Origin of the sequence: Pseudomonas sp. FSL W5-0203, from assembly GCF_001896155.1 — a bacterium.
Classification (GTDB): Bacteria; Pseudomonadota; Gammaproteobacteria; order Pseudomonadales; family Pseudomonadaceae; genus Aquipseudomonas; species Aquipseudomonas paracarnis.
Window position 1 is genome coordinate 127,608 of the sequence record NZ_MPOR01000004.1, and the last position, 21,818, is coordinate 149,425.

Annotated in this window: 21 protein-coding genes; 15 read left to right on the forward strand and 6 right to left on the reverse strand. The window is 62.0% G+C overall.

The features are described 5' to 3' along the window. Positions 1-49: 49 nt before the first annotated feature. The 13 genes from BOP96_RS05995 to BOP96_RS06055 all read left to right on the forward strand — a co-directional run bounded on the left by BOP96_RS05995 (position 50) and on the right by BOP96_RS06055 (position 12,530). Positions 50-1,315: a glutamate-5-semialdehyde dehydrogenase gene (locus tag BOP96_RS05995; protein ID WP_073452079.1), complete on the forward strand. Its 1,266-nt coding sequence runs from the start codon at positions 50-52 to the stop codon at positions 1,313-1,315. Beyond that, the gene (nadD, locus tag BOP96_RS06000) at positions 1,315-1,959 is read left to right on the forward strand and encodes a nicotinate-nucleotide adenylyltransferase (protein ID WP_003194480.1); all 645 of its coding nucleotides are present in this window, start codon (positions 1,315-1,317) and stop codon (positions 1,957-1,959) included. The genes BOP96_RS05995 and nadD overlap by 1 nt, the downstream gene beginning before the upstream one ends. Before the next feature lie 66 nt (positions 1,960-2,025). Continuing rightward, positions 2,026-2,520: a ribosome silencing factor gene (rsfS, locus tag BOP96_RS06005; protein ID WP_003176298.1), complete on the forward strand. Its 495-nt coding sequence runs from the start codon at positions 2,026-2,028 to the stop codon at positions 2,518-2,520. A 9-nt stretch (positions 2,521-2,529) separates the two neighbouring features. After that, positions 2,530-2,997, forward strand: coding sequence for a 23S rRNA (pseudouridine(1915)-N(3))-methyltransferase RlmH (gene rlmH / locus BOP96_RS06010; RefSeq protein WP_003176297.1), 468 nt, complete (start codon positions 2,530-2,532; stop codon positions 2,995-2,997). Positions 2,998-3,012: 15 nt separating this feature from the next. Next, a complete protein-coding gene (gene mrdA / locus BOP96_RS06015) occupies positions 3,013-4,911 on the forward strand; it encodes a penicillin-binding protein 2 (RefSeq protein WP_014720086.1) in 1,899 nt (632 codons plus the stop codon). Between the two features lie 31 nt (positions 4,912-4,942). Then, positions 4,943-6,046 (forward strand): rod shape-determining protein RodA, encoded by a 1,104-nt coding sequence (gene rodA, locus BOP96_RS06020; RefSeq protein ID WP_044268991.1) that lies wholly within the window; start codon positions 4,943-4,945, stop codon positions 6,044-6,046. A gap of 17 nt (positions 6,047-6,063) precedes the next feature. Then, the gene (mltB, locus tag BOP96_RS06025; RefSeq protein ID WP_073452082.1) at positions 6,064-7,074 is read left to right on the forward strand and encodes a lytic murein transglycosylase B; all 1,011 of its coding nucleotides are present in this window, start codon (positions 6,064-6,066) and stop codon (positions 7,072-7,074) included. Then, positions 7,074-8,078: a septal ring lytic transglycosylase RlpA family protein gene (locus tag BOP96_RS06030; protein ID WP_014720084.1), complete on the forward strand. Its 1,005-nt coding sequence runs from the start codon at positions 7,074-7,076 to the stop codon at positions 8,076-8,078. The genes mltB and BOP96_RS06030 overlap by 1 nt, the downstream gene beginning before the upstream one ends. Positions 8,079-8,258: 180 nt before the next feature. Then, positions 8,259-9,416 (forward strand): D-alanyl-D-alanine carboxypeptidase family protein, encoded by a 1,158-nt coding sequence (locus tag BOP96_RS06035; RefSeq protein ID WP_014720083.1) that lies wholly within the window; start codon positions 8,259-8,261, stop codon positions 9,414-9,416. A gap of 85 nt (positions 9,417-9,501) precedes the next feature. After that, the gene (locus tag BOP96_RS06040) at positions 9,502-9,783 is read left to right on the forward strand and encodes a DUF493 domain-containing protein (RefSeq protein WP_005791752.1); all 282 of its coding nucleotides are present in this window, start codon (positions 9,502-9,504) and stop codon (positions 9,781-9,783) included. Further along, positions 9,783-10,430: a lipoyl(octanoyl) transferase LipB gene (lipB, locus tag BOP96_RS06045; protein ID WP_014720082.1), complete on the forward strand. Its 648-nt coding sequence runs from the start codon at positions 9,783-9,785 to the stop codon at positions 10,428-10,430. The genes BOP96_RS06040 and lipB overlap by 1 nt, the downstream gene beginning before the upstream one ends. 25 nt (positions 10,431-10,455) lie before the next feature. After that, on the forward strand, positions 10,456-11,457 hold the full coding sequence (gene lipA, locus BOP96_RS06050; protein ID WP_161793230.1) for a lipoyl synthase: 1,002 nt from the start codon (positions 10,456-10,458) through the stop codon (positions 11,455-11,457). A gap of 152 nt (positions 11,458-11,609) precedes the next feature. Continuing rightward, positions 11,610-12,530 (forward strand): S66 peptidase family protein, encoded by a 921-nt coding sequence (locus tag BOP96_RS06055; protein ID WP_073452084.1) that lies wholly within the window; start codon positions 11,610-11,612, stop codon positions 12,528-12,530. A 115-nt stretch (positions 12,531-12,645) separates the two neighbouring features. Here the strand turns inward: BOP96_RS06055 and BOP96_RS06060 are convergent, their stop codons facing one another. From BOP96_RS06060 to leuS, 5 genes are all read right to left on the reverse strand, one after another. After that, on the reverse strand, positions 12,646-13,971 hold the full coding sequence (locus tag BOP96_RS06060; RefSeq protein ID WP_003194458.1) for a lytic murein transglycosylase: 1,326 nt from the start codon (positions 13,969-13,971) through the stop codon (positions 12,646-12,648). 61 nt (positions 13,972-14,032) lie between these two features. Further along, a complete protein-coding gene (gene arfA, locus BOP96_RS06065; RefSeq protein WP_003176285.1) occupies positions 14,033-14,197 on the reverse strand; it encodes an alternative ribosome rescue factor ArfA in 165 nt (54 codons plus the stop codon). A 173-nt stretch (positions 14,198-14,370) separates the two neighbouring features. Beyond that, complete coding sequence (gene holA, locus BOP96_RS30245; RefSeq protein ID WP_003194456.1) at positions 14,371-15,408, reverse strand: DNA polymerase III subunit delta; 1,038 nt, start codon at positions 15,406-15,408, stop codon at positions 14,371-14,373. 39 nt (positions 15,409-15,447) lie between these two features. Then, positions 15,448-16,053: an LPS-assembly lipoprotein LptE gene (locus BOP96_RS06080; protein ID WP_014720078.1), complete on the reverse strand. Its 606-nt coding sequence runs from the start codon at positions 16,051-16,053 to the stop codon at positions 15,448-15,450. 88 nt (positions 16,054-16,141) lie between these two features. After that, complete coding sequence (gene leuS / locus BOP96_RS06085) at positions 16,142-18,748, reverse strand: leucine--tRNA ligase (RefSeq protein ID WP_032904148.1); 2,607 nt, start codon at positions 18,746-18,748, stop codon at positions 16,142-16,144. A gap of 261 nt (positions 18,749-19,009) precedes the next feature. On the opposite strand from leuS, the gene BOP96_RS06090 reads away from it, so the two are divergent. Next, the gene (locus BOP96_RS06090; protein WP_020301951.1) at positions 19,010-19,315 is read left to right on the forward strand and encodes a hypothetical protein; all 306 of its coding nucleotides are present in this window, start codon (positions 19,010-19,012) and stop codon (positions 19,313-19,315) included. 97 nt (positions 19,316-19,412) lie between these two features. Beyond that, a complete protein-coding gene (locus BOP96_RS06095) occupies positions 19,413-20,174 on the forward strand; it encodes a YdcF family protein (RefSeq protein WP_020301950.1) in 762 nt (253 codons plus the stop codon). A 112-nt stretch (positions 20,175-20,286) separates the two neighbouring features. On the opposite strand, the gene lnt is transcribed toward BOP96_RS06095, so the two are convergent. After that, the gene (gene lnt / locus BOP96_RS06100) at positions 20,287-21,810 is read right to left on the reverse strand and encodes an apolipoprotein N-acyltransferase (protein WP_014720074.1); all 1,524 of its coding nucleotides are present in this window, start codon (positions 21,808-21,810) and stop codon (positions 20,287-20,289) included. Positions 21,811-21,818 lie beyond the last annotated feature (8 nt).

Genomic DNA, 21,818 nt, shown 5'->3' on the forward strand with positions numbered 1-21,818 from the left:
CGTCACAGCTATAATCTGCCGCTTTCCTCTTTGCCAAGACTCCCTGACCATGACTGAGTCCGTTCTTGACTACATGACCCGCCTGGGTCGCGCTGCCCGGCAGGCCTCGCGGTTGATCGCCCGTGCGAGCACCGCGCAGAAGAACCGTGCGCTGCTGGCGGCTGCGGATGCTCTGGATGCTTCGCGCTCCGAGCTGACCGCCGCCAACGAACTGGACCTGGCCAATGGGCGCGCCAATGGCCTGGAGCCAGCCCTTTTGGACCGCCTGGCGCTGACCCCGGCACGTATTGACGACATGATCGAAGGCCTGCGTCAGGTGGCCAAGCTGCCTGACCCCATCGGTGAAATTCGCGACATGCGTTACCTGCCGTCCGGCATCCAGGTGGGCAAGATGCGCGTGCCCCTGGGCGTGATCGGCATTATCTATGAGTCGCGCCCGAACGTGACCATCGACGCCGCGAGCCTGTGCCTCAAGTCAGGCAACGCTACCATCCTGCGTGGCGGTTCCGAGGCGATCAACTCCAACCGCGCCATCGCCGCCTGCATCCAGCAGGGCCTGGCCGTGGCCGAGTTGCCAGCCGAAGTGGTGCAAGTGGTGGAAACCACCGACCGTGCCGCCGTGGGCGCGCTGATTACCATGCCGGAATTCGTCGACGTGATTGTGCCTCGTGGTGGCAAGAGCCTGATCGAGCGCGTCAGCCGCGATGCCAAGGTGCCAGTTATCAAGCACCTGGACGGCGTCTGCCATGTGTTCATCGACATCGCCGCCGACCTCGACAAGGCGATCCGCATTGCCGACAACGCCAAGACTCACCGCTACGCGCCGTGCAACACTATGGAAACCCTGCTGGTGCACGTCGGCATTGCCGAGCGCGTGCTGCCGCCGCTGGCCGCCATCTACCGTGACAAGTCGGTAGAACTGCGCGGTTGCGAGCGCACCCGTGCGCTGCTGGGCGTGGACGTCATCGAGGCGACCGAGCAGGACTGGTACACCGAGTACACGGCCCCGATCCTGTCGATCCGCATCGTCGACGACCTGGATCAGGCCATCGAACACATCAATACCTATGGCTCCAAGCACACCGACGCCATCGTTTCCGAGCATTTCAGCGATGCCCGGCGTTTCCTCAACGAAGTGGATTCCGCTTCGGTGATGGTCAACGCCTCGACGCGTTTTGCCGACGGCTTCGAGTACGGCCTGGGGGCGGAGATCGGTATTTCCACCGACAAGCTCCACGCACGCGGCCCGGTGGGCCTCGAAGGGCTGACCAGCGAGAAGTACGTGGTGTTTGGCGACGGTCATGTGCGCACTTGATGACTAAACGCATCGGGCTGCTCGGCGGTACTTTCGACCCCGTGCACATCGGCCATTTGCGCAGTGCCCTGGAAGTTGCGGATGCCCTTGCGCTGGATGAGCTGCGCCTGCTGCCCAATTTTCGGCCGCCCCATCGCGACACGCCGCAGGTGGCCGCAGAACAACGCCTGGAAATGGTGCGTGTTGCCGTAGAAGGTATATCGCCGCTGGTGGTGGACGATCGCGAACTCAAGCGCGATAAACCGTCCTACACTATCGACACCCTGGAGCTGATGCGCGCCGAATTGGCCGCAGATGACCCACTGTTTCTGCTTTTGGGCTGGGACGCATTTTGCGGCCTGCCCTCTTGGCACCGCTGGGAGGAACTCCTCCAGCATTGCCACATCCTGGTTTTGCAACGCCCGGATGCCGACAGCGAACCGCCGGATGCCTTGCGCAACCTGCTGGCCGCGCGGTCGGTAAGTGACCCCTTGGCCCTGACCGGGCCGAACGGGAATATTGCATTCGTCTGGCAGACCCCGCTTGCGGTGTCCGCCACCCAGATCCGTCAACTGCTGGCCAGCGGGAAGTCGGTACGTTTCCTGGTGCCTGACGCGGTCTTGGCCTACATCGATGCGCACGGGCTTTACCGTGCGTCGAACTGAAAAGGCGCGCTTGAACGCACGAACCGTGCAGCAAGCGCCCGAACATACGAGCAAAACGAGTTTTATATGACGAACAAAGACGTAAGCAAAGTTAAGCGCAAAGGCACCTTCAAAAGCGCGCCGCTGCCGGTTGAAGCCCATGTTGGCCCGGAACTGGCTGGCGAAGAGCTGGTGAAAGTCGCCGTGGCTGCCCTGGAAGACGTTAAAGCCCAGGACATCCAGGTGCTGGACGTGCGCGACAAGCAGAGCATCACCGACTTCATGATCATCGCCACCGGTACCTCCAACCGCCAGATCGGCGCGATGCTGGACAAGGTTCGCGAAGCCGTCAAAGCCCAGGGCGTCAAGCCACTGGGTGAAGAAGGCAAGGGCGACAGCGACTGGGTGCTGCTGGACATGGACGATGTGATCGTTCACATGATGACCTCCAACGCTCGCCAGTTCTACGACCTGGAGCGTCTGTGGAAAGGCGCCGAGCAGAGCCGTGCTGCCGATGGCAAGCACCACAGCCCGGAAGTGGGCCACGCGCACTTCGACAAGCTCAACAAAGACCAGGAATAAGGAACGGCTGTGCGCCTGCGTCTGATCGCTGTCGGTTCACGCATGCCCAAGTGGGTGGAAGAAGGCTGGCACGAATATGCCAAGCGTCTGCCCGCTGAGCTGTCGCTTGAGCTGGTGGAAATACCGCTCAATACCCGGGGCAAGAACGCCGACGTGGCGCGCTTTATCCGTCAGGAAGGCGAAGCCATGCTGGCCAAGGTCGGCCCCAATGAGCGCATCGTCACCCTTGAAGTGCACGGCAAGCCCTGGAGCACCGAGCAACTGGCGGTGGAGCTGGATCGCTGGCGCCTGGATTCGCGCACGGTCAATTTCATGGTCGGCGGCCCGGAAGGGCTGGCGCCAGAAGTCTGTGCGCGGGCCGATCAGCGCTGGTCGCTGTCGGCGCTGACGTTGCCGCACCCGTTGGTAAGGATTCTGATCGGTGAACAGCTGTATCGCGCCTGGACAGTTCTGTCCGGGCACCCTTACCACAAATAGCCTGCGCCGCCCCCGATGACCCAACCGATCCGCATCAAGGACCACGAGAAAGACGCACGTCTGGTACGCGCGCGGGTGGTGTTCGGTGCTGTCTTGGTGGTGGTGCTGATGTGCGTGCTGATTGCGCGGCTGTATTTCCTCCAGGTGATCCAGTACGACTATCACTCCACGCTGTCGGAAAACAACCGGGTGCATGTGCAGCCGATTCCCCCTACCCGTGGGCTGATTTTCGACCGCAATGGCGTGGTGGTTGCCGATAACCGGCCCAGCTTCAGCCTGAGCATGACCCGTGAGCGTTCCGGCGACTGGAAGCAGGTGCTCGATGTCATCGTCGAGGTGCTGCAACTGACGCCGGAAGACCGGGCCGTCTTCGAGAAGCGCATGCGGCAGGGGCGCCGGCCGTTCGAGCCGGTGCCTATTCTGTTCGAGCTGACCGAAGAGCAGATCGCCCGGATTGCGGTGAACCAGTTCCGCCTGCCGGGTGTGGAAGTGGTGGCGCAGTTGGTGCGGCATTACCCGCAAGGGCCGCACTTTGCCCACTCCGTTGGCTACATGGGGCGGATCAACGAGAAAGAGCTGAAAACCCTCGACCCGATCAACTACAGCGGCACCCACCATATCGGCAAAACCGGCATCGAGCGTTTCTACGAGGCCGAGTTGCATGGCCAGGTAGGTAACGAGGAAGTCGAGACCAATGCGCGTGGCCGCGTATTGCGCGTGCTCAAGCGCACCGATCCGGTACCGGGCAAGGACATTGTCCTGAGCCTGGACATCAAGTTGCAGGAAGCTGCCGAGATGGCCTTGGGCGGTCGGCGAGGTGCCGTAGTGGCGCTGGACCCGAAGACTGGCGAAGTGCTGGCGATGGTCAGCCAGCCCAGCTTCGACCCCAACCCGTTTGTGACTGGCATCAGCTTCAAGGCCTACGCCGAGCTGCGTGACTCCATCGACCGGCCACTGTTCAACCGTGTGTTGCGCGGCCTGTACCCACCGGGCTCGACCATCAAGCCGGCGGTGGCGATTGCCGGCCTGGATGCTGGCGTGGTCACGGCCTCAAGCCGGGTGTACGACCCTGGCTACTACATGCTGCCCAACTACGACCACAAGTATCGTAACTGGAACCGCTCCGGTGACGGCTATGTCGATTTGGACACCGCGATTATGCGCTCCAACGACACCTATTTTTACGACCTGGCCCACAAGCTGGGGATTGATCGGCTATCTGCCTACATGGGCAAGTTCGGCCTCGGTCAGAAAGTCTCCTTGGACATGTTCGAAGAATCCCCTGGCCTGATGCCATCGCGGGAGTGGAAGCGTGCGACCCGCCGCCAGGCGTGGTTCCCTGGCGAAACCCTGATCCTGGGTATCGGCCAGGGCTATATGCAAGCCACTCCGCTGCAACTGGCCCAGGCCACGGCGCTGGTGGCGAACAAAGGCGTGTGGAACCGACCGCATCTGGCCAGGACCATCGAAGGCGAAAAGCCGGTGGACGACAACCCGATTCCGGACATCGTGCTGCGTGACCCGTCCGACTGGACCAAGGTCAACCACGGCATGCAGCAGGTGATGCACGGCGCTCGCGGCACCGCGCGCAAGGCGGCGGTCGGCGCGCAGTACCGCATTGCCGGCAAGAGTGGTACGGCCCAGGTGGTCGCAATCAAGCAGGGCGAAAAGTATGACCGCTCCAAGGTGCAGGAGCGCCACCGCGACCACGCCTTGTTTGTCGGCTTTGCGCCGGCGGAAGACCCGAAAATCGTGGTGGCAGTGATGGTCGAGAACGGCGAGTCCGGCTCCGGCGTCGCGGCCCCAGTGGTACGCCAGGTGATGGACGCCTGGCTGCTGGCCGACGATGGCCGGCTCAAGCCCGAGTATGGCGGCCCCCCTTCAAGCCCCGAGGTTACGGCCCGTGAAGAGTAATTTTGACCGCATCCTCTCCAGCGAAGATGTGATGCGTCGCCGTGCGACGTTGCTGCAACGCATGCACATTGATGGCCCCTTGCTGATCCTGCTGCTGACCCTGGCGGCCGGCAGCCTTTTTGTACTGTATTCGGCCAGCGGCAAGAACTGGGACTTGCTGATCAAGCAGGCGTCCTCGTTTGGCCTGGGCCTGCTGTCGATGGTGGTGATCGCCCAGTTGGAGCCGCGCTTCATGGCACGCTGGGTGCCCTTGGGCTATGTCGCCGGCGTGTTGCTGCTGGTGGTGGTGGACGTCATGGGCCACAACGCCATGGGGGCCACACGCTGGATCAACATCCCGGGGGTGATTCGCTTCCAGCCGTCGGAATTCATGAAGATCCTGATGCCGGCCACTATTGCCTGGTACCTGTCCAAGCGCACCTTGCCGCCGCAGCTCAAGCACGTGGCGATCAGCCTGATCCTGATTGGCGTGCCCTTTGTGCTGATCGTGCGCCAGCCGGACCTTGGCACCTCGTTGCTGATCCTCGCCGGTGGCGCGTTCGTACTGTTCATGGGCGGATTGCGCTGGCGCTGGATCCTCAGCGTGCTGGCCGCCGCCGTGCCCGTGGCGGTGGCCATGTGGTTCTTCTTTATGCACGACTACCAGAAGCAACGGATCCTGACGTTCCTCGACCCGGAGAGCGACCCGCTGGGCACCGGCTGGAACATCATCCAATCCAAGGCGGCCATCGGTTCCGGCGGGGTATTTGGCAAGGGGTGGTTGCTGGGCACCCAGTCTCACCTGGACTTCTTGCCCGAGAGCCATACCGACTTCATCATCGCGGTGATGGGCGAAGAGTTCGGCCTAGTGGGCATTTGCGCATTGTTGCTGATCTATCTGCTGTTGATTGGTCGCGGCCTGGTGATCACGGCCCAGGCGCAGACGCTGTTCGGCAAATTGCTCGCCGGCAGCCTGACCATGACTTTTTTTGTTTACGTTTTCGTCAACATCGGTATGGTCAGTGGCCTGCTGCCGGTGGTTGGGGTGCCGTTGCCATTCATTAGCTACGGCGGAACTTCGCTGGTGACATTGCTGTCAGCGTTTGGGGTTTTGATGTCGATTCATACGCATCGCAAGTGGATCGCACAGGTTTGAATAAGGTGAAGATGTCAATGCAAGTAATGCGCGGCTGGGCGACTCGGCATGCGACCTGGATGGGCCTGATCGGGCTGCTGGGGGCAACGCAAGAGGCGCAGGCCGGTGACTACGATGGCTCTCCCCAGGTTGCCGAATTTGTCGGTGAGCTGACCCGCGACTACGGTTTTGCCGGTGAGCAACTGATGGGCGTGTTCCGCGAAGCCCAGAAAAAGCAGGCGATCCTCGACGCCATTTCCCGGCCCGCCGAACGCGTCAAGCAGTGGAAGGACTATCGCCCGATGTTCCTCACTGATGCACGCATCGCCCGCGGCGTGGATTTCTGGCGCCAGCACGAGGCGGTACTGGCCCGCGCCGAGCAAGAATACGGCGTGCCGGCGCAGGTGATCGTCTCGATCATCGGCATCGAAACCTTTTACGGGCGCAATACCGGCAGCTACCGGGTGATCGACGCCTTGTCGACCCTGGGCTTCGATTACCCGCCCCGTGCCGAATTCTTCCGCAAGGAACTGCGCGAATTCCTGTTGCTGGCCCGCGAAGAGCAGGTCGACCCGCTGAGCCTCAAGGGCTCCTACGCCGGGGCGATGGGCTTGCCGCAGTTCATGCCGAGCAGCTTTCGGGCCTACGCGGTGGATTTCGACGGTGACGGGCACATCAATATCTGGAGCAACCCCGACGATGCCATCGGCAGCGTGGCCAGCTACTTCAAGCGCCACGGCTGGGTGGGCGGCGAGCCGGTGATTATCCGCGCCGATGTCGCGGGCGAGCGCGCCGACGAGGGCCTGACCCAAGGTATCGAACCGGTCAAGACCGTCGGGGAGTTGCGAGCGCTGGGCTGGTCGAGTCAGAATGCGCCACGCGACGACATGCCGGTGACGGCATTCCGCCTGGAAGGCGCAAATGGCCCTGAATACTGGATGGGCCTGAAGAATTTCTACGCAATCACGCGTTATAACCGCAGTGTGATGTACGCCATGGCCGTGCATCAGCTGTCAGATGAGCTGGTTCAAGCACGGGGCAACAAGTAATGCGGGTATCGCCGTTCAAAAAACCGCTCAAGCTGGTGGCGTTCGCCGCGTTGTCCTTGTTGGTAGCCAGTTGCTCCACCACGCCTAACCGTGCGCCGGCCAAGAAGGCCGGCGGCGCGGTCGTGCGCGCCCAGCCGGGCCTGGACATCAACCGCGCGCACAAAGACGGCGCGCCGTGGTGGGATGTGGATGTGTCGAAAATCCCGGACGCCACGCCGACCCTGCACACCGGCCCGTACAAGGCCAACCCCTATACCGTGCTGGGCAAGAATTACTTCCCGCTGCAGGAATCCAAGACTTACGTGCAGTCGGGCACCGCGTCCTGGTACGGCACCAAGTTCCATGGCCAGAACACCGCCAACGGCGAAGTGTATGACCTGTATGGCATGAGCGCGGCCCACAAGACCCTGCCGCTGCCCAGCTATGTTCGCGTCACCAACCTGGACAACAACCGCACGGTGATCCTGCGGGTCAATGACCGCGGGCCGTTCTATTCGGACCGGATCATCGACCTGTCCTACGCCGCCGCCAAGAAGCTTGGCTACGCCGAAACCGGCACCGCCCGGGTGAAAGTCGAAGGCATCGACCCGGCGCAGTACTGGGCCCAGCGCGGCAAGCCGGCGCCGTTGATGCTCAACGAACCGGCTACCCCGCAACCGCAAGTGACGGCCTCGACCGGCAAGATCGAGCAGTGGACGCCGCCGCCGGCGCAACATGCTCCGGATACCGTCGTCGTCCCTCACGCGGCACCGGGCGCCTCGATGGCGGGCGGGCAATACCTGCAGGTCGGCGCTTTCGCCAACCCGGATGCGGCAGAACTGTTAAGGTCCAAGCTCAGCGGTATGGTCAGCGCGCCAGTCTTCATCAGCTCCATCGTGCGTAACCAGCAAACGTTGCACCGTGTGCGCATGGGCCCGATCGGCTCGCCGAGCGAAGTGGCGCAAGTGCAGAACAGCGTACGCCTGGCCAACCTTGGGCAACCTAGCGTGGTCACCGCAGAATAAGTAACGCATTGATGGCTCGGGGGCGTCTGCGTGCCCGAGCCCTGGTTGTTGGCTCGTTGAACAATAAAAACCCAGGGGCAAGGGGTGAGCGGGCAACCGAACACGTGACAGTCTGGAAGCGGGCTGTCTGAATAGTTTTGCCCGCGAGGGCAAGTTTCCATAAGCAATTTCGAGAGACGGATGAACATCACCACCTTAGCCAAACGCACGTGCCTGCTTATCTCGCTGATCATCACCCCGGCCGCCTGGGCGGTTGAAATGGTGCCGGCCTCCCCGCAACTGGCCGCCAAGTCGTGGGTCCTCATGGACGCCGCCAGTGGTAACGTGCTGGTCGAAAACGGCGGTGATGTACGCCTGCCGCCTGCCAGCCTGACCAAGCTGATGACCGCCTACATCGCGACCCTGGAAATCCGTCGCGGCCAGATCGGCGAAAACGACCCGGTTACCGTCAGCGAAAACGCCTGGCGTACCGGTGGTTCGCGGATGTTCATCAAGGTGGGTTCGCAAGTCACCGTGAGCGACCTGCTGCACGGCATCATCATCCAGTCCGGTAACGACGCCAGCGTCGCCCTGGCCGAGCACATCGCCGGCAGCGAAGACGCCTTCGCCGACATGATGAACAAAACCGCCGGTGAGTTGGGCATGACCAACAGCCACTTCATGAACCCGACCGGCCTGCCGAACCCGGAGCACTACTCGTCGGCTCATGACATGGCGATCCTGGCGCGCGCCATCATCCGCGTTGACCCGGTGCACTACGCGATCTACTCCCAGAAGGAATTCTTCTGGAACAACATCAAGCAGCCTAACCGCAACCTGTTGCTGTGGCGCGACAAGACCGTCGATGGCCTGAAGACCGGCCACACCGACGAAGCCGGCTACTGCATGGTGTCGTCCGCCGTACGTGATGGCCAGCGCCTGATCGCCGTAGTATTCGGCACCAACAGCGAGCAGGCCCGTGCGGCCGAGACGCAAAAACTGCTGACTTACGGCTTCCGCTTCTTCGAAACCCAGACCTTCTACCAGAAGGGTGCTGAACTGGCGACCGCGCCGGTGTGGAAGGGCTCGACTTCGCAAGTCAAGGCCGGCCTGGCCGACGACCTGACCCTGACCATGCCTAAAGGCCAGCTGAAAAAGCTCGCCGCCAGCATGACCCTGAACCCGCAATTGGTTGCGCCAATCGCCAAGGGTGATGTGATCGGTAAGGTCGAAGTGAAGCTGGACGACAAGGTGGTGCACAGCGCCGACCTGATCGCGCTGGACGCTGTCGAGGAAGGTGGTATCTTCCGCCGCGTATGGGATAGCATCCGTCTATTCTTCTACGGCTTGTTCAACTGATTGTGTGCACCTGCAAAGCCCCGCGTTGATCCAACGCGGGGCTTTGCCCGTCGCCACGGCTTAGCGCTTACGAGGCTGTTCTGCCATGACCGATAAAGACGTAGAAGTAAAGGCGCCAAAGATCGAATTTCCTGTGACGGATTATCCCGTCAAGGTGATCAGCGATACCGGTGTCGGCCGCAAGGACAAGATTCTCGAAATCGTGCGCAAGCACGCGACGATCAACGACAACCGCGTGGACGAGCGCCAAAGCTCCACCGGCAAGTACACCACGATCCAGTTGCACATCGTTGCGACCGATCAAGACCAGCTCTACAACATCAACAGCGAACTGCGAGCCACCGGCTTCGTGCATATGGTGCTGTGATGTCGCAAGTCCTGGGCTTTCGCGAGCTCGGCCGGATGGCATACGAGCCGGTCTGGCATGCCATGCAGCGCTTTACCAATGAGCGCGGCACCTCGGCCCCGGATGAAATCTGGCTGGTGGAACACCCGCCGGTCTTCACCCAGGGTCAGGCCGGCAAGGCCGAGCACTTGCTGCTTCCGGGTGATATTCCGGTGGTGCAGGTCGACCGAGGGGGGCAAGTGACTTACCATGGGCCCGGTCAACTGGTGGCTTACCTGCTACTGGACGTGCGCAAGCTGGGGTTTGGCGTGCGCGACCTGGTCAGCCGCATGGAAACGTGCCTGATCGAGCTATTGGCCAGTTACGGCGTGACCGCCGTGGCCAAGCCCGATGCACCGGGTGTATACGTGGATGGCGCGAAAATCGCCTCCCTGGGGCTGCGCATTCGCCACGGTTGTTCCTTTCATGGCCTGGCCTTGAATGTGGACATGGACCTGGCGCCGTTCCGACGGATCAACCCGTGCGGTTACGCCGGGCTTGCGATGACCCAGTTGAGTGAGCATGCAACATCCATAGAATTTGCCGAGGTAAGTGCCCGGCTGCGCGCGCAGCTCGTCAAACACCTCGACTATGCAGAGCAGACGACCCTGACGGGCGGAATCGATTGATATGACTACTGATGTTGTGCAAACCATGATCCCGACGCTGGACATCACTGAGCGTCCAGCCCCGGCCCCGCGTGCCAAGGTGGAAGCCGGCGTCAAGCTGCGCGGCGCCGAGAAGGTTGCACGCATCCCGGTCAAGATCATCCCGACCACCGAACTGCCGAAGAAACCTGACTGGATTCGCGTGCGCATCCCGGTTTCGCCGGAAGTCGACCGTATCAAGTCGCTGCTGCGCAAACACAAGTTGCACAGCGTATGCGAAGAAGCCTCCTGCCCGAACCTGGGCGAGTGCTTCTCTGGCGGCACCGCCACGTTCATGATCATGGGTGACATCTGCACCCGTCGTTGCCCGTTCTGCGACGTCGGCCACGGCCGTCCGAAGCCGTTGGACGTCAACGAGCCAGAAAGCCTGGCCATCGCCATCGCCGACCTGAAGCTCAAGTATGTGGTGATCACCTCGGTAGACCGCGACGACCTGCGTGACGGTGGTGCCCAGCATTTTGCCGACTGCATCCGCGAGATCCGCAAGCTGTCGCCGAACGTGATGCTCGAAACCCTGGTGCCGGACTACCGTGGCCGGATGGACGTCGCCCTGGACATCACCGCTGCCGAGCCGCCGGATGTGTTCAACCACAACCTGGAAACCGTGCCGCGCCTGTACAAGGCTGCACGCCCGGGTTCGGACTACCAGTGGTCGCTGACCCTGCTGCAGAAATTCAAGCAGATGATGCCGCACATCCCGACCAAGTCCGGCTTGATGCTGGGCCTGGGTGAAACCGACGAAGAAGTCATCGAAGTCATGAAGCGCATGCGCGAACACGACATCGACATGCTGACCCTGGGCCAGTACCTGCAACCGTCCCGCAGCCACTTGCCGGTGCAGCGCTTCGTGCACCCTGACACCTTCGCCTGGTTCGCCGAGGAAGGCTACAAGATGGGCTTCAAGAACGTGGCCTCGGGCCCGTTGGTGCGGTCTTCGTACCACGCCGACGAGCAGGCCAAGCTGGTCAAGGCGAGCCTGGTTTCGTAAGCCGCTCCAGAATCAATGTGAAATGCGGGCTTGTGTGGGAGCTGGCTTGCCTGCGATAGCATCACCTCGGTGTCACTGATACACCGAGGCGCTTGCATCGCAGGCAAGCCAGCTCCCACATTTCGTTCTGCGTCATATAGGGAGAACCATGGATGACCGCCGCCGTACCTGCACTGCGCCCCGAAGGCACCCTCGGCCTGATCGCCCCCGCCGGCCCCGCCGCGCTGGATGTTGAAAAAGCCGGGCAATGGATGCGTGCCCGTGGCTACCAATTGCACATTTTCCCCGGGGTGTACGAGCACGACGGCTACCTGGCCGGCAGCGATGAAGTGCGCGTGCGTGATTTGCATGCCGCCTTCGCCAACCCCGATATCGATGCCATCCTTTGCCTGCGTGGCGGTTACGGCACGCCCCGTTTGCTCGACGCCCTAGACTTCGACCTGCTGCGCGCCAACCCGAAGCCGTTCGTGGGCTACAGCGATATCACCGCCTTGCATCTGGCCATCAACCGCTATGCGGGCTTTGTGACGTTCCATGGCCCGATGCTCAACGCCGACCTGCTCGGCGGCAAACAGCCACCCACCGAATCCTCCTTGTTCAGCCTGCTGCGTGGCCAGCGGGGCGCCGGCAGTGTGCTGCCGCACCCGATGGCCTACCCGTTGACCACAATCGAGCCAGGTGTGGCTTGTGGGCGCTTGCTGGGCGGTAACTTGTCGATGATCGCCGCAGTCATGGGCACGCCATACGAAATAGACGCTGACGGCATCATCCTGTTTATCGAAGACGTCAACGAACCGCTCTATCGCATTGACCGTCTGCTGACCCACCTGCGCCTGGCTGGCAAGCTGGCCCAGGTCGCCGGTGTGCTGGTAGGGGATGTGGCTGGTGTGGATAGCGGGGCGTTGGCACGTCTGCTGAAGCAGTCCTTTGAGCCGCTGTGCATTCCAGTGCTGGCAGGCTGGCGCAGTGGGCATTGCGACCCGAACCTGACATTGCCGATGGGCGCCTTGGTGCGCCTGGATGCGGGGGAGCAGCGTGTGGTGTTGGAGCAGGATGTAGTGTTCAAGGCCTGATCGTTCCCACGCTCTGCGTGGGAATCCCTTCAGTGACGCTCTGCGTCACCCTCTTCAGCCGCGGACGCGGAGCGTCCAAGGCAGCGCTCCCACACAGAGCGTGGGAGCGATCACTTCAGCGGTTCTGCAGCGACTCCAGCAACTTCACCGTCGGATACCCATCCGCCGGCCAGCCCAGTGCCTGCTGCGCAGCCCGAATCGCCTTGCGCGTGTTGGCGCCAATAATCCCGTCGGCATTACCCGCGTCATAGCCTTTGGCGCTGAGCGCCGTCTGCAGGTCTATGCGTTGCGAACGGCTCAGTGGCAGCTCATCTTTTGGCCAACTGCCCCGAATCACACCGCCACCGCCAAACCGCTCCGACAGCAAGCCAACCGCCAGTGCATAGGACGACGAATTGTTGTACTTGAGGATCGCGCGGAAGTTATCCAGCACCAGGAACGCCGGGCCACGGTAGCCGGCCGGCAGCAGCAGGGCGGCGGACAGCTGGTCGACATTGGCCGGCAGGCTCACGCCAGGCGGCAGTTGGATGCCCAGTTGCAGCCATTGCGCCACGGTCTTGCGCACGCCGCCATCGGCCAGGCTGTAGTCGAAGCCCGACGGCAGCGGCTGTACTTCAACGCCCCACGGCTGGCCTTTCTGCCAACCGGAGCTTTGCAGGTAATGCGCCGTGGAGGCGAGGGCGTCGGACGGGCTGTTCCAGATATCGCGGCGACCGTCACCGTCGAAGTCCACGGCATGGGTGTTGTAGGTGGTCGGGATGAACTGGGTCTGGCCCATCGCCCCGGCCCAGGAACCTTTCATCTGGTCGGCCTGAATATCGCCATGCTGGATAATCTGCAGCGCGGCCAGCAACTGCGCTTGCGCAAAGGCCGGACGACGTCCTTCATAGGCCAGGGTGGCCAGGGAGCGGATCACCGAGTTATTGCCCTGGAAAGCGCCGAAGTTGCTCTCCATGCCCCACACCGAGACCAGCGCCTGGCGGTCGACGCCATAGCGTTGCTCGATGCTTTGCAGAATATCGGCGTACTTGACCAGCAGTGCCTGGCCATTGCGCACGCGCACCGGCGACAGTGCTCCGTCGAGGTATTCCCACACTGGGCGGGAAAATTCCGGTTGGCTGCGGTCGGCGCGAATCACCGCCATATCAGGTGTGACGCCGGCAAAAGCGTTATCGAACACGGCCGCAGTGATCCCGGCCTGCAGCGCTTGCGCACGGAAGCCAGCTTGCCATTCGGCAAAGGTCTGGGTCGGCTGGATATCGAGATTGTCCACCGCCAACGGGGCCACCACGGCAGGCGCGATAGCCGGGGCCGTCTGGAGCTTGGGCAGGGGTTGAGCGTCCGCAGCGGTAGGTTTTTCGGCGCAGGCGACAAGCAGAATGAGGCTGGAGGCAGCGATCAATTGGCGCAGGTGCCAATGACGAGAAAGACGAGAGGGCATGCACAGGTCCAGGGGTTACAAATCAGGTACAGACCTTATCATGCCAGAGGGGCGCTTGCCTTCAGGCAGCCAGAAAGTAAGAAGCCTCCCAGCTATTAGACTGGAAGGCTTCGCGGCGGTAGCTGCCTTTGCCTTTGCCGGCGCGTTCCTGGCGGCTGCGGAACAAGGGCTGGGCGATGATGGATTTGGCCTTGTTGGGGCCATGCTTGGATGGCTTTTTGCTCATGGTGGATTCTCTCGCTTGAGGGTGGAATGCAGCGGTGCAAATCATCTGCCGAAGTGGGCCGGCTGTAAAGCCCGTCGATAGGTGGGAAATGTCGCAAATAGGCAGTGGGCAGAGTCAATGTGGGAGCAGGCAAGCCAGCTCCCACAGGGTTTTGTGCCGTTGTACAGAGGTGGTTATTCGGCAGGCAACGCCAGGCGCTGGCCAGCCATCAACAGCGACAAGCGGCTCAGGCTCATCCACGGCGAGCCGGCCGCCTGGCCTTTGATCTGTGCGTCGATGCGCTGCGCTTCCAGTAACAGTTGCGCCCAGCGTTGCGCCGAGTGCCGTTGCAGGGCTTTGCTCATCAGGGGTTTGCGCTTGTCCCACACCGGCGGCCTGGCCTGGCTGAAGCATTTGTCCAGCGGTGTGCCTTGGCTGTATTGCAGGGCAATGTTCGCCAACACCCGCAGCTCACGGGCCAGTGCCCACAGAATCACCGGTGGTTCCACTCCTTCGCCACGCAGGCCTTCGAGCATGCGCAGGGCGTGGGCGGGTTCGCCGTTGAGGATGGCGTCCACCAGGCCGAACACATCAAAGCGTGCGCTATCGGCCACTGCGCCTTGCACGGTTTCGACGGTGATCTGCCCGTCTTCAGCCATCAACTTGAGCTTTTCGATCTCCTGGGCGGCGGCAAGCAGGTTGCCCTCGACCCGAGCGGCGATCAGTTCCACGGCATCCTGTGTCGCCGCCAGCCCTGATTGCGACAGGCGCTGACGAATCCACTGCGGCAACTGGTTGCTGTCCACCGGCCAGATCTGGATGAACTGAGTCTGTGGACCTTCAACCAGGGCCTTGCCCCACTTGGTTTTCTGCGCGCTGCCGTCAAGCTTGGGCAGGCTGACCAGCAGCACGGTGTCTTCGGCGGGGCGCGAGCAGTATTCCATCAGGGCCGCCGCGCCTTTATCGCCCGGCTTGCCCGAGGGCAGGCGCAGTTCCAGCAGGCGTTTTTCGGCAAACAGCGACATGCTCGCGCCAGCTTGCAGCAGCGTGCCCCAGTCGAAACTGGCGTCAGCACTGAACACCTGGCGTTCATCGAAACCTTGCTGGCGTGCGGCGGTGCGGATAGCGTCGGCCGCTTCCTGGCACAGTAGCGGGTCGTCGCCGCTGACGATGTACACAGGCGCAAGGCCACCTTGCAGGTGTTTGGCGAGTTGGGCGGGGGCAAGTTTCATAGGCAGGGCGAACGGGGCGCCAGGGGCGCCCCGTCTGGCTTACTCGACAGGGACTTCAACAGGCGACTGTTTCGGCGTGTTGTCTTCATATTCCTGCGCGGCTTTCAGGGCGTCGGCATCAGCCTTGGCCTTGTTGTCGGCCACTTGCTGCAGCTCAGCCAGTTTTTCCGGAGTGAGCATTTGCAGGCGAGTCATCATGCGCTGGATCAGCTCACGACGCATTTCCTTGCGCACCTGGATGGTCTCGGAGTCCGAACCCACCAGGTTGTTGCCATCGTGGCTCACCACTTTCTGCACCTGGATCTTGTCACCCATCAACGGCAACTGATCACGGCCTTGTATTTCGAACATCAGCGCAGTGTTCAACTCGACGTCGGACGCACGGCCAGCACTCGCGTAGCTGATATTGCGCTGGGTTTCTCGCTCATCCGTCAGGATCAGTTTGTAGGTCGCGCCGTTGTACACGTGCACACCGCTGTTTTCCAGGGTCTGGCGCAGTTGGGTGACGGTTTCACCGTAGGCGTTGCGGGCGCTGACGTCGAGTTCCTTGAGCGACAGCTCATTGGTGCCGGTACCGCGCAGCTGGAAGCCGCAAGCGCTCAACAGCACGGCAAGGCCCATAACCAGCAGATTGCGTTTGATCATTTTGTTGCTCCCCTTGAAACCAGGTGGGCCTTCTCGGGCCCTAAAGGTTTAGTTCGGCGTGGGGCCCAAGCCCCGCGCCTGATCCGATTTAGCTGGCGACGATATTGACCAGTTTGCCAGGCACCACGATCACCTTGCGGATGGTCAGGCCTTCGGTAAAGCGCAGCACGTTCTCATTGATACGTGCAGCTGCTTCAACCTCTTCACGGCTGGCGCTGGCCGGCATGTCGATCTGGCCACGCAGTTTACCGTTAACCTGGATGACCAGTTGCAGCGTGTCCTGTACCAGGGCGCTGTCATCCTGCACCGGCCAGGCGGCATCGATGACGGCACCGCTGTGGCCCAGACGGCTCCACAGTTCATGGCTGATGTGCGGCGTGATCGGCGCGAGCAACAGGGTAACTGTTTCCAGGCCTTCCTGGATCAGCGCACGATCTTGTTCGGTCGCCTGCGAGGCTTTTTCCAGCACGTTCATCAGCGTCATCACCTGGGCGATGGCGGTGTTGAACTTGTGGTTCTGCCCGACGTCCTGGCTGGCCTGGCGGATAGCCAGGTGGATGCTGCGGCGCACGGCTTTCTGCTCGTCGTTCAAGGCGCCGATGTCCAGCTTGCCCGGCAGGCCCTGGCTGACATGGGCGTGGGCCAGGCGCCAGACGCGCTTGAGGAAACGGTGCGAACCTTCAACGCCAGAGTCGGACCATTCGGCGCTCATGTCAGGCGGCGAGGCAAACATCATGAACAGGCGGCAGGTGTCGGCGCCGAACTGATCGATCATCGACTGTGGGTCGACGCCGTTGTTCTTGGACTTGGCCATCTTCTCGGTGCCACCGATTTCCACCGGCAGGCCGTCGGCCTTCAATTTGGCGCTGATGACCTTGGCCTTGCTGTCACGCTCAAGCTCGACATCCGCCGGGTTGAACCAGGTGTAGGCGCCATTGGCTTCGCGACGATAGTAAGTGTCGGCGATCACCATGCCCTGGGTCAGCAGGTTCTTGAACGGCTCATCGGAGCTCACCAGGCCTTCGTCACGCATCAGCTTATGGAAGAAGCGCGCATACAGCAGGTGGAGGATGGCGTGTTCGATGCCACCGATGTACTGATCCACCGGCAACCAATGGTCGGCTGCGGATTTCTCCACCAGGCCGCCTTCATAGTGCGGCGAGGCATAACGAGCGTAGTACCACGAGGACTCGACGAAGGTGTCCATGGTGTCGGTTTCACGCTTGGCCGGTGCGCCGCACTTAGGGCAGCTGCACTCGTAGAACTCAGGCATGCGTGCCAACGGCGAGCCAGCGCCATCCGGCACCACGTCTTCTGGCAACACGACCGGCAGTTGGTCTTCCGGTACCGGCACGTCGCCGCAGGTTTGGCAGTGGATGATCGGGATCGGGCAGCCCCAGTAGCGCTGGCGGCTGATGCCCCAGTCGCGCAGGCGGAACTGGGTGCGCGAGGCACCGAGGTTTTTCTGGATCAGGGCAACTTCCATGGCATCGAAGGCGCCCTGGAAGTCCAGGCCGTCGAATTCGCCGGAGTTGATCAGCGTGCCGTGCTCGCCGTAGGCGTCTTGCCACGGAGCGGGGTTGGTGTCGCCCGAGCTGGTGCGCACGACCGACTTGATCGGCAGGCTGTACTTGGTAGCGAATTCGAAATCGCGCTCGTCGTGGGCCGGCACGGCCATGACGGCGCCATCGCCGTAGTGCATCAATACGTAGTTGGCGACCCAAACCGGCAGTTTCTCGCCGGTCAGCGGGTGCTCGACGAACAGGCCGGTTGGCAGGCCTTTTTTCTCCTGGGTGGCGACGTCGGCTTCGGCCACGCTGCCGCCTTTGCATTCAGCGATGAACGCCTGCAGCTCAGGGTTGTTCTGTGCGGCCTGGGTGGCCAGCGGGTGTTCGGCGGCCACGGCGACGTAGGTCGCGCCCATCAGGGTGTCTGGACGGGTGGTGAAGACCTTGAGTGCGCCCGCTTCGCCGATGGAGTCGACGTTGTACGGGAACTGCACTTCCATGCCCTTGGATTTGCCGATCCAGTTGCGCTGCATGGTCTTGACTTGTTCAGGCCAGCCCGGCAGATCGTCGAGGCTCGACAACAGTTCATCCGCGTAGGCGGTGATCTTGAAGTAGTACATCGGGATTTCGCGCTTTTCGATCAGCGCGCCGGAACGCCAGCCGCGACCGTCGATAACCTGTTCGTTAGCCAGTACGGTCTGGTCGATCGGGTCCCAGTTCACGGTGCCGCTTTTTTTGTAGATCACACCTTTTTCGAACAGGCGAGTGAACAGCCATTGTTCCCAACGGTAGTAATCCGGCTTGCAGGTGGTGACCTCGCGGGACCAGTCCACCGCCAGGCCCAGGCTGCGCAGCTGGGTCTTCATGTAGGCGATGTTTTCGTAGGTCCACTTGGCGGGCGCCACGTTGTTTTTCATCGCGGCGTTTTCTGCCGGCATGCCAAAGGCGTCCCAACCCATAGGTTGCAACACGTTCTTGCCGAGCATGCGCTGGTAGCGCGAAATCACGTCGCCGATGGTGTAGTTGCGCACGTGCCCCATGTGTAGCTTGCCGCTGGGGTAAGGGAACATCGATAGGCAGTAGTAAGTCTCCTTGCCTGGCTGTTCACTGACTTCAAAGGACTTTTGCTCGTCCCAGAAGGTTTGGGCGGCATTTTCTATTTCACGGGGCTGATATTGTTCGTGCATGGCTACTTTTGAACTGGATAGGGGTGGCCTAATCCTCTTCGGTGCACTGTCCGGGTTGTTCGACACCAAGAAGCGGCGCGTCCGTGCCCAAACCCTGCGGGAAGTGGAGTTACAGGAAGCGCCGTAGCATACATGACCCCACTCTATCGAGGGAAACCCTGATTGCGCGGCAAGGGCCGTCTGTCGCGGCACCGGGCAGGCGCAGCCACGGGGGCTACGCTGTTTAGTGGGGAGCAAGTATTTCTTCAATGAGGTGAGGGGATGGTTGAATCGCAGCGAACTTTAACGAAACCGCAGTTGTATGAAGGATTGATCGACCGTTTGGGTCGGGCATTGGATGCCGCAAGAACCGCAGGCCGATTGCGTGATGAGCGGCCTCTGGAGCTGGAGTTGCGAGGCTTGAGCCAGGCGGAACTTGAATTGATCAAGAACTACCTGGCGTTGAATCACGACCGCGCCTCCCATGGGCAGGCTTCCCCGCCCGCTCATTCGGCCAAGGTCATCTGGCTCAAAGACCTGGCGACCGGCCGCGGGCCAGAGAACTTCCGGTCCGTGCGGTGCAAGTGAGCCACGCGTTATCCGTTAGCGTTATCAAAATGTTGTCGGTAAGGATTGTTGCAAAACCCCGATGCATCTAGGCTGCGGGCATCTTTGGAGATGCCCGATGCCTTTTCGTTATTTCATTAAACAACTGTTGTTGCCGCCCGGTATTTTTCTGCTGTTGCTGGCGTGTGCCTGGTGGTTTCGCCGCAGCCGTCCACGCCTGGCGGGCTTGTGCTTTGCCCTCGGGCTGGGCGGGATGTGGTTGATCAGCCTGCCAGTGATGGTGCAGTGGGGCGCCCGTGTCCTGGAGACAGAACCACCTTTGGCCCGGGAAGACTGGGCCACCTTGGCCCAGCGTGCCGACGCGATTGTGGTGCTGGGCTCGGGGCGCGAGCGCGGTGACATTGCCTGGGGCAGCGACCAGCCCACCGGTATTGGCCTGGAGCGTGAGCGTTTTGCCGCGCGGCTGGCCAAAGCATCCGGTTTGCCAGTGCTGACCAGCGGTGGCTTGCACTACGGCACGCCGCCCAGTGAGGCCGAGCTGATGGCCGTGTCGATGCAGGATGACTTCGGTGTCACCGTACGCTGGAAAGAAGAGCGAAGCCGCACTACCTGGGAAAACGCCCAGATGAGCGCCGAGATACTCTTGCCTCAAGGCATCAAGCGTGTGGTAGTGGTGACCCAGGCCTGGCACATGCCGCGTTCGGTGTGGAGTTTTGAAAAGGCCGGCTTCACCGTGGTGCCGGGGCCGGTGGGCTTTTTGGGTGTGGACCATGGCCGACCGCTGGGCGGCTGGATGCCGGAGGTCAAGGCGGTGTGGCAAAGCGGGCAGTTGATCAATGAAGCGGTGGGGCAGGTGGGGTATCGGTTGTTCTACCGGTAGGCGCAACACAGGAGATCAAAATGTGGGAGCTGGCTTGCCTGCGATGGCGGTGGGTCAGTGAGCACTCAGGGCACTGATACACCGCCATCGCAGGCAAGCCAGCTCCCACAGGTCAGAGCGTTTTGGACATTCGTGCAGCCAGCAGAGCCCAGCCAAACAATGCCAGGCACACAATGATCAACGGCCACGAACGCCATTGCAGGTACGGCGTGAGGTTATGCATCGGCACCACCTCTCCATAGAGAATGCCACGCTCGAACTGCGGGATCTGCGCGGTGATCTGCCCAAACGGGTTGATCAGCCCGGTCACGCCGTTGTTGGTGGCGCGGATCATCCAGCGGCCAGCTTCCAGGGCACGCATCTGCGCCATTTGCAGGTGCTGCAGCGGGCCGATGGAGCGGCCAAACCAGGTGTCGTTGCTGATGGTCAGCAGCAGGTCGCTCTGGGCCGACAGGCCGGCGGCGAATTCGGGGTACACCACTTCATAGCAAATGAACGGCGCAATCTGATAACCCTTGGCCTGTAGCATGGCCTGGTCAGAAGGGCCGCGGGCGAAGTCGGACATGGGCAGGTCGAAAAAGGCGATCAGCCCGCGCAACATGTCCTGCAACGGCACGTACTCGCCAAACGGCACCAGTTTCTGCTTGAGGTAGGTGCCGTCACCTTCACCCACCACGGTGATGCCGTTGAAGTAGCGCTTCTGGTGGTGCACTTCCTGGCGAATCGGTACCCCGGTGATCAACGCACTGTCCCGGTCGGCGGCAAACTTGCCCATCATGCCCAGGTAGCCCTCGACGGACTCCTTGAGCACCGGCACGGCGGTTTCCGGCCAGACCAGCAGGTCGACGCGCTTGGAGCTCAGGCTCATGTCGCGGTACAGCGCCAACTGTGCATTGAGCTGGTCGGGGTCCCACTTCATGCTTTGCTCGACGTTGCCCTGAATCGCGGCCACGCTCAGCGGCGCGCCAGACGGCGACGTCCAGGCGTGATGCTTGAGCGCCAGGCCAATGGCCCAAGGTGCAACCAGCAATAACAGGCCCGCGCCGATGAAGGCATTGCGCTTGCTGGCCAGCAGACGCGGCAGGTTGCACAGCAATGCGGCGGTGAGTGCGAGGGCGAAGGAAATCAGCCACATCCCACCCAATGGCGCGAGGCCGGTCAACGGCCCATCGAGTTGACTGTAACCGGAGTACAACCACGGGAAACCGGTAAGGAACCAGCCACGAAAGGCTTCCTGGCCGACCCACAACGCGGCGAACGTCAATGCATCCGCCAGTGGTGCTTCGTTACGGCGCAACCAGCGCGCCCATAACCAGGCGGGCAGGGCAAAGAACCAGGCGATGGCGGCGGTGAACAGCAGCATCAGGAACCCCGCCAGCAGCACCGAAGCGCCGCCGAAGTGGTGGATGCTGTAGTAGATCCAACTGGTGCCGGCGCCAAACAGGCCGAAGCCGAAACACCAGCCACGGGCCAGGGCTTGGCGGGGTGTCAGCTCCCGCAGGCCGATATAGAACAGGCCGACCGCTACCAGCGCCAACGGCCAGATATCGAACGGCGCCAGCGCCAGGGTTGTGATGGCGCCGGCCACCACGGCCAGCAAGTTACCGGGCCAGCCGGGTGCGATCATACGGCGCATGTCAGTCC

Excerpts from the sequence above, each read along its gene's own strand:
- lipA (WP_161793230.1), top strand. The coding sequence starts at position 10,456 with ATGATCCCGACGCTGGACATCACTGAGCGTCCAGCCCCGGCCCCGCGT.
- BOP96_RS06095 (WP_020301950.1), top strand. The coding sequence starts at position 19,413 with ATGCCTTTTCGTTATTTCATTAAACAACTGTTGTTGCCGCCCGGTATT.
- BOP96_RS06060 (WP_003194458.1), bottom strand. The coding sequence starts at position 13,971 with ATGCCCTCTCGTCTTTCTCGTCATTGGCACCTGCGCCAATTGATCGCT.
- mrdA (WP_014720086.1), top strand. The coding sequence starts at position 3,013 with ATGACCCAACCGATCCGCATCAAGGACCACGAGAAAGACGCACGTCTG.
- arfA (WP_003176285.1), bottom strand. The coding sequence starts at position 14,197 with ATGAGCAAAAAGCCATCCAAGCATGGCCCCAACAAGGCCAAATCCATC.
- holA (WP_003194456.1), bottom strand. The coding sequence starts at position 15,408 with ATGAAACTTGCCCCCGCCCAACTCGCCAAACACCTGCAAGGTGGCCTT.
- BOP96_RS06055 (WP_073452084.1), top strand. The coding sequence starts at position 11,610 with ATGACCGCCGCCGTACCTGCACTGCGCCCCGAAGGCACCCTCGGCCTG.
- lnt (WP_014720074.1), bottom strand. The coding sequence starts at position 21,810 with ATGCGCCGTATGATCGCACCCGGCTGGCCCGGTAACTTGCTGGCCGTG.
- BOP96_RS06030 (WP_014720084.1), top strand. The coding sequence starts at position 7,074 with ATGCGGGTATCGCCGTTCAAAAAACCGCTCAAGCTGGTGGCGTTCGCC.
- leuS (WP_032904148.1), bottom strand. The coding sequence starts at position 18,748 with ATGCACGAACAATATCAGCCCCGTGAAATAGAAAATGCCGCCCAAACC.
- BOP96_RS06040 (WP_005791752.1), top strand. The coding sequence starts at position 9,502 with ATGACCGATAAAGACGTAGAAGTAAAGGCGCCAAAGATCGAATTTCCT.
- lipB (WP_014720082.1), top strand. The coding sequence starts at position 9,783 with ATGTCGCAAGTCCTGGGCTTTCGCGAGCTCGGCCGGATGGCATACGAG.
- nadD (WP_003194480.1), top strand. The coding sequence starts at position 1,315 with ATGACTAAACGCATCGGGCTGCTCGGCGGTACTTTCGACCCCGTGCAC.
- mltB (WP_073452082.1), top strand. The coding sequence starts at position 6,064 with ATGCAAGTAATGCGCGGCTGGGCGACTCGGCATGCGACCTGGATGGGC.
- rsfS (WP_003176298.1), top strand. The coding sequence starts at position 2,026 with ATGACGAACAAAGACGTAAGCAAAGTTAAGCGCAAAGGCACCTTCAAA.
- BOP96_RS06080 (WP_014720078.1), bottom strand. The coding sequence starts at position 16,053 with ATGATCAAACGCAATCTGCTGGTTATGGGCCTTGCCGTGCTGTTGAGC.
- BOP96_RS05995 (WP_073452079.1), top strand. The coding sequence starts at position 50 with ATGACTGAGTCCGTTCTTGACTACATGACCCGCCTGGGTCGCGCTGCC.
- BOP96_RS06035 (WP_014720083.1), top strand. The coding sequence starts at position 8,259 with ATGAACATCACCACCTTAGCCAAACGCACGTGCCTGCTTATCTCGCTG.
- rodA (WP_044268991.1), top strand. The coding sequence starts at position 4,943 with ATGCGTCGCCGTGCGACGTTGCTGCAACGCATGCACATTGATGGCCCC.
- BOP96_RS06090 (WP_020301951.1), top strand. The coding sequence starts at position 19,010 with ATGGTTGAATCGCAGCGAACTTTAACGAAACCGCAGTTGTATGAAGGA.